The 5,691-nt window shown below is 74.1% G+C and carries 5 protein-coding genes; 2 read left to right on the top strand and 3 right to left on the bottom strand.

From position 1 onward, the window contains the following. On the bottom strand, positions 1-958 hold a 958-nt coding region (locus tag ONA70_RS34160), incomplete at its 3' end, for a winged helix DNA-binding domain-containing protein (RefSeq protein ID WP_265010615.1). A gap of 67 nt (positions 959-1,025) precedes the next feature. On the opposite strand from ONA70_RS34160, the gene ONA70_RS34165 reads away from it, so the two are divergent. Both ONA70_RS34165 and ONA70_RS34170 read left to right on the top strand, forming a co-directional pair. Then, positions 1,026-2,027, top strand: coding sequence for a hypothetical protein (locus ONA70_RS34165; RefSeq protein WP_265010616.1), 1,002 nt, complete (start codon positions 1,026-1,028; stop codon positions 2,025-2,027). A gap of 165 nt (positions 2,028-2,192) precedes the next feature. Then, on the top strand, positions 2,193-3,599 hold the full coding sequence (locus ONA70_RS34170; protein WP_265010617.1) for an alpha/beta hydrolase: 1,407 nt from the start codon (positions 2,193-2,195) through the stop codon (positions 3,597-3,599). 10 nt (positions 3,600-3,609) lie between these two features. Here ONA70_RS34170 and ONA70_RS34175 read toward each other — a convergent pair whose 3' ends face one another. Both ONA70_RS34175 and ONA70_RS34180 read right to left on the bottom strand, forming a co-directional pair. Continuing rightward, complete coding sequence (locus tag ONA70_RS34175) at positions 3,610-4,086, bottom strand: GNAT family N-acetyltransferase (RefSeq protein WP_265010618.1); 477 nt, start codon at positions 4,084-4,086, stop codon at positions 3,610-3,612. A 53-nt stretch (positions 4,087-4,139) separates the two neighbouring features. Then, the coding region (locus ONA70_RS34180; protein WP_265010619.1) for an ABC transporter permease at positions 4,140-5,691 on the bottom strand (1,552 nt) is incomplete at its 5' end.

A 5,691-nucleotide genomic window follows, 5' to 3' on the forward strand; every position in this document is an offset into this window, starting at 1 on the left:
CGGACTTGCGGGGACGCCAGGTGCCGACCAGATCACCGTCGACCAGTACGGCGCCGGGGCGACCCAGCACCGGCCACAACTCCCTGGCGTGGGCCGGGTCCGGCACCAGGGTTTCCCGGTCTTTCGCCTGAAGGAAGAGATCGAACGGACCGAGCAGGCGGGTGGCCGTGGCGTCGGCCGACTCCAGCGCCGGTTCGTCGGCGGCCAGGAGCGAGCGCGCCTCGCCGTCGACCATCACCTCGATCACATCGTCCGGCCAGTGTGCCTTCACCTCCTTCACCGGGGCATCGAGGTAGCCGGCGACGTGTTTGGGGGTGGCCGGGCCGAGCAGCCGGAGGTACGCGCGGATGAGGTCGAACCTGTCGCCCGGGACGGCCGCCTTCGTGAACCTGGGGATGCGTTGCAGGACCGGTGGCGACGTGTCGAGTTGCAGTTCCAGCCCGGCCCGTACGGCGGCCAGCCGGAACGGCATCTCGTACAGGTGGGTAGTGTTGCATGGTCGGCAGAACCGCAGGTAGGGCTCGGCCATCACCTCGGCCAGGCGGCCGGAGACGTCCCCCTTGACGGTTGGCTTGCCGACGATGGCTCGCATCTGGGTGGCCACCTCGTCGAGGGCGGCCAGGTTGCCGATGCCGGCCGCCTTCAACGGCTTGGCGGCGTCGAAGATGCGCTTGCCCGCGTCGGCGTCGGAGAACGGTTCGACCGCGGCGGCCACCTCCGGCAGGTCGGCGCGGCGGTAGAGGTGGGGAGCGCCGCGCACGGTCCAGAGCAGGACCAGATCGTCGCCGGACAACTTCGCCACGTCGACCCCGCGTACGGCCAGCGCCCACCGGCCGCCGTCCGGGCCGGTGTCCTGCGCCCCGATGTCGAGCACGGCGGTGTCCGCGAGCGTGCCCTCGGCTCGGTCGAGCTGCTGGGCCCGGACGCGGAAGTTCATGATCTGACGCCGATCAACCACGCTCACACCCTACGCACCGCGATTTCTGCGGCCCCCGGCAATCGTGGCAGCCCTCTACGATCTTGCGATGGTCCGAATCGCGTTTCGCCGGGGTCCGCGGCCTCCGGCGGCCGACCTCGATCCCGCCCTCGACGACCTGGAGCTACGCGCCGCCCGCGACAAGGCGGTGTCGGGCGATTGGACGGCCGCGCGGGACATCGTCCGTGCGGCGGGCGTCGACTGGGAACGGCGTGGCCGGCGGATCGACGTCCTGAGCAGGGCGGCTGCGCGCGACGGTGCCTGGCTCGACGCGTGGCTGACGGCTGCTCCGGACGATCCCACGGTCGTCACGCTGCAGGCGGAGACGCTGTACTCGCGGGCGGCTCGAGCGCGTGGCTCGGCACCCGCGGTCGAAACGTCGAGGAAGCGGCTGCGTCAGTTCGCCGAGCTGTCAGCGCAGGCGGAGGTAGTCAGCCGGCGGGCCGTCCAGTTGGCGCCGCGCGATCCGGTGCCCTGGGCTGTGCTGCTCGATTCGATGCTCGCCGCCGGTCCCCAGCGGTGGGCTGACTTCGGCGCGGCGCTCGCGGAAGGCCGACTTCGGGACCGTCACAACTTCTCGATCAACCTGGCGGCGGTCAGCTTCTACTGCGCGAAGTGGGGCGGCTCGCACGAGAAGATGTTTACCGCCGCCCGGGAATGCGCCGATGCGGCGCCGCCCGGCGCCGGCGTCACCCTGCTGCCGGTCTTCGCCCATCTTGAGTACGCCATGCAGCGGTACCTGATGGGGGGCCAACCCTGGCTGTACGGGATCATCATGTCCCGGCGGTACTTCCGCCGCCCGGAGGTGTCGCAGGAGATCGACGCCTGCGCGGGGAAGTGGCGCGCGGCAGGACCGCCGCGACATGCACAGGCGATGGTCTGCCGCAACTGGCTGGCCCTCGCCTACTCACTCGGCGGCCGGCGTGCCGAGGCGAGGGCGGTTTTCGAGGAGATCGGCCCCTACGCGGCGAGCCCGGTGTGGGCGTACTTCCACAGCAGCGAGCGGGGCGGCTTCCTGGAGAACCGACGCTGGGCCAACCGCAGGTCCTGACCGTTCCTGGCCGGATCGAGCCGGACGAGGTGGCTCAGCCCTCGGCGGGCCGACCCTGAGGGCGGATTCGGGGAGAGACCCGAGGGCGATATCCGGGTGCTTCCGCATATGGCTCGGGTGAGGTGCGGGTCCAGGATGGACGGGCGTCCCAACCCAGGAGGTTTCGTGTCCCGACGTACCGTGGCCGCCGTTGTCGCTGTGCTCACCGTCCTCGTCGGACTGCCTGCGACGGCACAGGCCGCTCCCACGCCGCCGAATCTCGCCTGGGGCGCGTGCCCCGACGACCTGCCGAACGTCCCGCCCGACCCGCGCGTGCAGTGCGCCCGGCTCCGGCTGCCGGTGGACTGGGCGCGGCCGAACGGCCAAACGTTCGAGCTCGCCGTGGCGCGCCGGCCCGCGCGCGTGTCGGACCAGCGGGTGGGCACGCTGGTGTTCGGGCCGGGGGGCCCCGGGGATTCCGGGGTGGAACGCATCCGCAAGGGGGACCGGTTCAGCGACGAGTTGCTCGACCGGTTCGACCTGGTCAGCTTCGACCCGCGTACGGTGGCCCGCACCGCCGCGCCCGTCTGCACGCCCGACCCGACCCTGCGCAAGCCGCCCATCCCGCTGACCAGCCAGGCCGACTTCGACGCTGCGGTGGCCTACAACCGGGCGCTGTGGAACCGGTGCCGCCCGACCAGCCCGGTGTTCGACAACGCCGACACACTCAGCACCGTGCACGACCTGGAGGCGTTGCGGCGTGCGCTGAGAGAACGGCGGCTGACCTTCCATGGCAGCTCGTACGGGACACTGCTGGGCCAGCAGTATGCCGAGCAGTACCCCGGCCGGGTGCGGGCCGTCGTGCTGGAAGGCGTGTTCGACCACAGCCTCGACGTGCGGTCCTTCGTGCGTTCCCAGGCGGCCGCACTGCAGGACGCCTTCGACGAGTTCGTGTCCTGGTGTGACAGGTCGGCCGAGTGTGTCCTCCACGACCGGAATGTGCGGTCGGTCTGGGCCGGGGTGCTGGCCCGCGCGGACCGTGGCGAGTACGCCCCCCGGACCGCCTTCGACGTTTCCGCCGTAGCCCTCGGCATGCTCGCCGGCCCGCGCTGGCCGCAACTGGCCGCGGCCGTGCGTGACATGGACGCCGGTATGTCGCCGCCGGAGGTGAATCTCCCGATCGCGGTCGCGGCCTTCTGCGCGGACTGGCCGGCCACGGTGCGCGACTACGACGAGTACGCCGGCCTGGTCCGGGAAGCCGAAGCCGTCGCGCCGGCCGTCCGGTACGGCGCCGGCCTGCTGGCCGTGCAGACCTGCCTGGGATGGCGGTCCCCGGTCCGGAACCCCCCGCACGACCTACGCGTACACACCCGCACACCGCTGCTGCTGCTCAACGCCCGACACGACCCCCGCACCGGCTACGCCTGGGCCACCAACGTCGCCCGGCAACTGGGCCGACACGGGCGCCTGGTCACGTACGAGGGCTGGGGCCACGGCACGTACCTGCGCAACGAGTGCACGACCGCCGTCGTGGACCGGTACCTCGTCGACCTGACGCTGCCCACCCCCGGCACCCGCTGCCCGGCGAGCTGAACCGCGCGGCTCAGCTCTCGGCGAGCAGCGGCCGGTAGCTGTCGGCCGGCCAGCCGACCACCATCTTGGTCCGCAGCCTCGCCCCGAGCCGCCGGTAGAACCGCTGCGCGGCCTCGTTCTGCGGCTTGACCTCCCAGCGGATGACGAGCCCCTCGTCGGCCGCGGTGCGGGCCAGCGCCAGCATCAGCGTGCGGCCCACCCCGGCGTTGCGGGCCGCCGCCCGGACCCAGAGGTCGTCCAGCGCGAGGATGTCCCGGCCGGACCACAGGTGCAGCCGCCGGTGGGCCGAGACGTAGCCGAGCGGCTCCCCGGACCGCTCGGCGAGCAGCACGGTCACGTCGTCCCGGTCGAGCAGTTCGGCCCACCGGGCGGCGGTGACGGTGACGTGTTCCGCGTCGCCCTCGTGGGTGGCGATCTCGGTGACCAGGGTGTGCACGGTGGCGGCGTCGGCCGGTCCGGCACGGCGGATGGTAATGGCTTGAGTCATGGTTACTCCTTACCGGATGGGTGGTGCCGGCGGTAGGCCGGCACCACCGGGAATCAGGGCGTGGCGATGGCGGCGAGGACGTTCAGCCGGGCGGCGCGCCGCGCCGGCAGCAGCCCGGCCAGCAGGCCGGCGGCGAGGGTGACCGCGAGCACCAGCGCGAGCCGGCCCGCCGGCATGGCCAGCGGCATCGGGGCGTCGCGGCCCAGCGCGGCCACGGTGGCGGCGGCGAGGCCGACGCCCAGCGGCAGGCCGAGCACCGCCGCGAGCGCGGCGACCAGCACTGCCTCACCGCGGACCAGCCAGCCGAGCTGCCGGCGGGTCATCCCGACCGCGCGGAGCAGGCCCAGCTCGCCGGTCCGCTCGGTGATCGACAGGGCGAGGGTGTTGGTGATGCCGAGCAGGGCGATCAGCACGGCCAGCATCAGCAGCGCGGTGACCAGGCCGAGGATCTGGTCGATCGATGCGGTGCGGGCGGCCACCGCGGCGGCCTGGTCGCGCAGTTCGGCGGTCGGGTGGTCGGCCAGCGCCGCCCGGACCGCCCGCTCCGCGGTGGCCCGGTCCACCCCGGCGGCGGTACGGATCAGCACGGAGGCGTCCACGTCCTCGGTGTAGAGCTGGGCGTACCCGGTCAGCGAGACCAGGTAGTCGGTGGCGAGCGCCCGGGCGTCCCGGTCCCGCAGCAGGCCGACCACCCGCAGCTCCCGGGTGCCGACCCGGGAGAAGGTCATCGGCAGCGGGTCGCCGACGGCCAGGCCCCGCTCCCGGGCCACGTGCTCGGCCAGCACGATCCCGCCGGTGTCCAGCGCGTCCAGTCCGCCCGCGACGAAGTGCAGCCGGGTCACCCGGGGCAGGGTCGCCGGGTCGACCGCGGTCAGCGCGCGCACGGTGTCGCCGTCGCGCCAGTGCCCGTACCGGAGGCGGGAGGCGACGGCCACCTCGGGCAGCCGGCCGATGTGCTCCGCCACGGTGGGGGAGAGTCCGCCGAGCATCTCGTTGCGGCCGCTCTCCACCATGTGGTCGGCGGTGATCACCTCGGCGTATGACTGGCGGACCCCGTCGCGCACCGAGGCGCCGAGCACGGCCGTGAAGGCGACCAGGGCGATGCCGAGGCCGAGCGCGAGGGCGGTCGCCGCGGTGCGGCGCGGGGTACGGGCCGCCGAGTCGCCCGCCAGCCGGCCGGTGATCCCGAGCGCGGCGAGGGGGCGGCCGAGCAGGCGTACCACCGGCGGGGTGAGCGCGGGGCCGATCAGGGTGAGGCCGAGGACGGCGGCCGGCGCGGCGGCGGCCAGCAGGGCGACCAGCGCGACCCCGGCGACCACCGCGGCGGTCCCCGCCGTGCCGGCGGCCAGCGCCAGGCCGCCGACCAGGGTACGGACCCGGCCGGCGCGGGCGGTGGCCGTGGCGCGCAGGGCCGCGACCGGCGGCACCGCGCCGGCCCGCCGGGCCGGTCCGAGCGCCGCGCCGACCATCACCAGCACGCCGACGGCGAGGGCCACCACGACGGTACGGCCGGTCAGCACCAGCCCGCCCGCCGGCAGCGGTACGCCGAACAGCCCGGCCAGGGCGCGCATGCCGGCCGCCGCGCCCAGGCCGGCCGGCAGGCCG

It is taken from the genome of Micromonospora yasonensis, from assembly GCF_026013475.1.
In the GTDB taxonomy this organism is placed as follows: Bacteria; Actinomycetota; Actinomycetes; order Mycobacteriales; family Micromonosporaceae; genus Micromonospora; species Micromonospora yasonensis.

What these genes read in the sequence shown, in the direction of transcription:
- ONA70_RS34165 (WP_265010616.1), top strand. Translation starts at nt 1,026, where the DNA reads ATGGTCCGAATCGCGTTTCGCCGGGGTCCGCGGCCTCCGGCGGCCGAC.
- ONA70_RS34175 (WP_265010618.1), bottom strand. Translation starts at nt 4,086, where the DNA reads ATGACTCAAGCCATTACCATCCGCCGTGCCGGACCGGCCGACGCCGCC.